Origin of the sequence: Microcoleus sp. T2B6, from assembly GCF_036700475.1 — a bacterium.
Classification (GTDB): Bacteria; Cyanobacteriota; Cyanobacteriia; order Cyanobacteriales; family Microcoleaceae; genus Microcoleus.
In genome coordinates this window covers 1-2,929 of sequence record NZ_JAUBOZ010000029.1, presented here as the reverse complement: position 1 = coordinate 2,929, position 2,929 = coordinate 1, and the positions used below count along the sequence as shown (strand labels likewise).

At 42.4% G+C, this 2,929-nt stretch carries 1 protein-coding gene; it reads right to left on the bottom strand.

What is annotated here, in order from left to right; all coding sequences use genetic code 11:
- Positions 1-2,167 (bottom strand): DUF4114 domain-containing protein (locus tag QUA00_RS14930; RefSeq protein ID WP_333410102.1); only part of this gene is annotated, 2,167 nt, incomplete at its 3' end.
- Positions 2,168-2,929 lie beyond the last annotated feature (762 nt).

Sequence of the window (2,929 nt, the reverse complement as noted above, 5' to 3'; positions counted from 1 at the left end):
TCACCGCTGGAGTAGTAGGATTTGTATCTACCTTTTCGGTAGTTTCAACCTGAGTCGAATTACCAGAATTATTCGCAGTATCTTTGACTTCTTGCTCAGTCGTCACCGCTGGAGTAGTAGGCTTTGCATCTACTTTGTCGGTTGTTTGAACTTGAGTTACATCAGTAGTATCTTTGTCGGTATTTGCGACAGGCGCTGGAGTTTTTGGAGTCTCTTTATCTGAAGTTGATGGATTCAGAATTTCCGTTTCTAAATCATCAAGTAAATCGGATAATTCAGCATCTACATTTGGTTTTGGTTCCGGGGTAATGTAAGGTTTCGCATAAGCAATAAGTGCCTTGCCCAAATCTGTTTTCCGCCACTCTTTATCGGGGTTAATCACACTATCCACCAAAGCAGTTGTTGCCGTCGCACCCCGCACTTGGAAAATGATATCGTTGTAATCCCTATCACTCCCGGCATCTAACCGCATATCCTCCATGATAAAGGTGTTACCTTCTCCGGTTATATCCGCAATTTGACCAAAGTGAAATCCCGCCACAGGATTCGCCATAGCCATAGAAAATAAAGGACGTTGAGCGCCCCCAACAGTCGGATTATCAAACACAGACTTGACACTACCATTGGGTACCAACATCACCCCATATTTACCCCCAGCAGTAACGGCAAAACTCTTGACTCCTAAGTAGGCTCCTTCATTGGCATTACTCTCTCCTAAGAAACCGGAAAACCGCGCACCTTCTGTAGCATCATTAATCACTACATGACCTTTCACCGAGTTACTTAAAGAACGCGCAGCTACTTCTTTAATGAATGCTTCGGAACCTGGTTCAAATTTGTCTAAATCGTCTAAGCTGAAAATAGCTAACTCACCTTGGAACCTCCCACCATCAAATGTGTAGTCTACACTGATCCGACCAGTTTCATCGGTAGTAAATACCCCCGATGTAAAGGGAGAAATTAACTTTTTGTCTGTAGTCGGTTCTGGTTCTTTTTTGGTTTCAGTTGTTGCTACTGTAGTAGTTGAATTCTCTTTCTCTGTTTCTTCCCCGTTGCTAGTGTCAGTAGTTGTTTCGTCTTCTGGCTTGCTGGCATCTGGGGAAATAGTAACTACAGTCTCGCCTATTTTTTGTTCTTGAGTGGCGACAGTTTCGCCTGCAACTGCATCTGTTTTGGTGGCGGTTGTGCTATTTAGATTGTTTGTGGCAACAGTTTCGCTGGGTTTTTCGGCGGTTGAAATTGCAGAATCGGTTGGTGGTTTGTCTGGTGGAGATGTAGTCTCTTCAATTGGCCGTTTTTCGGTAGCAGATTCAGTCGTTGCTACAGGTTTTTCCGGTTCAGATGGGAGAGTTATTTCGGAGACGGTAGTGACGGGTTTGTCGGTAGTTGTTGATGTTGTTTCTGCCGCCAATTCAGTCGTTGCTACAGGTTTTTCTGGTTCCGATGTGAGAGTTATTTCGGAGACGGTAGTGACGGGTTTGTTGGTAGTTGTTGATGTTGTTTCTGCCGCCAATTCACTCGTTGCTACAGGTTTTTCCGGTTCAGATGTGAGAGTTGTTTCGGAGTCTGTAGTGACTGGTTTGTCGGTAGTTGTTGATGTTTCTGTGGCAGATTCAGTCGTTGCTATAGGTTTTTCCGGTTCCGATGTGAGAGTTGTTTCGGAGTCGGTAGTGACTGGTTTGTCGGTAGTTGTTGATGTTGTTTCTGCGGTGACAGTCTTTTCATCAACAGGAGTTCCTGTAATTACATCTTTGTTTGCAGTGGGTTTTTCCGAAGTTGCGGCGCTGTTTGAGGGAAGTAGAGAATCCGATTTGGCACCAGTGAGGGTGTCTGCGTCGGATGGTTTTTGAGTGCTAGTTGGTGCTAAATTCAGCGTGTATTTGATGTCGCCACTGATTTGCAAAACTTTGACTGAATAGTCTCCGGCTAGTAAGCTGTCAACACTAATTGTTTCTGCACTGGTTCCCGCGTTGGTGGAACTGTAAAGGGTTTCGCCACTAGAGTTTAACAAAAATACGTCGGCATTCCCGCTCAAACCGTCGATCGAAAATTGGAAACTTCCCGGACTGGTGATATTAAATTTGTAAAGGTCGTAGATATTTGTAGCGCCAACACTACCTGTGTAGGTTTTGCCGTCAGCCAATGCCCCGATGTTAAGTTCAGCCATTTGTACCCCTGAAAAATAGTTGGTTAAATCAGTTGTTGAGAAGCGCTCGCCTTATTATGTTTTTATGTTTTCTCCGGTGCGTTTTTGAGCATTTCGAGCCACCTGAAATTTTCCTCAAAAGGTAAACTTTCAAGACTGCTTGTTTACTGTTTCAACGAAGCAGGGAAGTATTGCATTTATTTGTGAAGAAGCTTTAGTGATATTTGCCAGCGTGTCAGATTTTAATCCAAATTTTACCTCGTTTTTATATTATCAGAAAGCAAAAAAAAAGCAATACGTAGGAAGACGGTTTTTTTACATTAAAGACTTTACAGGAACTTTACGATCGCCAATATAATTTTTGGTAGGATGACTGTGAAAGAGCCAAAAACCATAGAAATTAAGCACTAATAAAGTATTAGCGCTATTGCCCACCAGACTGTTAGCAAAGCACGGCAGATGTAAAGCATCCCCAATGCAGAAGATTTGTTAACTTTGTGTAAAGTATCAAAGAAACAGGACTTTATGACATTACTTAAAACTCCTTTAAACCGAATTTAATGACGATTACTTTAAAGCTCCTTAATCGTCGATCGACAGCTATACTACCAGTCCTAGACGCAAGAACCGCTAAAAACAAAGGGTTGCGATTACGTAGCACAGCGAATAATGATAGAAATACGTTGTTTCTGCGTCTTGGACTAACTAAGCTGTTGTACCTTTAAATAGGGTATAATAAAAAAGGAGTTTAGTCAATCTCTACAAAAATGCCAGCTAAAAACC